Annotated in this window: 1 protein-coding gene; it reads left to right on the top strand. The window is 71.0% G+C overall.

Annotated elements, in window-relative coordinates:
* Positions 1-8: 8 nt before the first annotated feature.
* Positions 9-113, top strand: coding sequence for a hypothetical protein (locus tag SB775_RS29190; protein WP_410864717.1), 105 nt, complete (start codon positions 9-11; stop codon positions 111-113).
* Positions 114-276 lie beyond the last annotated feature (163 nt).

Raw genomic sequence — 276 nt, 5'->3', positions numbered from 1 at the left:
ACGATCTGGTGGGGACGGCCGTCGGCATCGACGAGGACGGCCGGCTGGTCGTCGAGTCGGATGCGGGCCGCACCGCCGTCGCAGCGGGCGACGTGACGCACCTGCGGTATTAATTGAGCATGACCACCAGCCCGGACGGGACTCCAGAGCAACCCGCCCAGCCTCCCGAGCGTGTGATCGCCCGGCTGCGGTCGAACGCACGGAGGCTCTTCTGGCCCAGCCTCGTGCTCATCGCAGCCGCTGGGGCGGTCGGGTACTTCGCCGGCCGGCTGGACG

The organism is Peribacillus sp. SIMBA_075, from assembly GCF_046534585.1.
The sequence above is the reverse complement of the archived record's forward strand: the minus strand, read 5'-3'. Positions and strand labels throughout refer to the sequence as shown.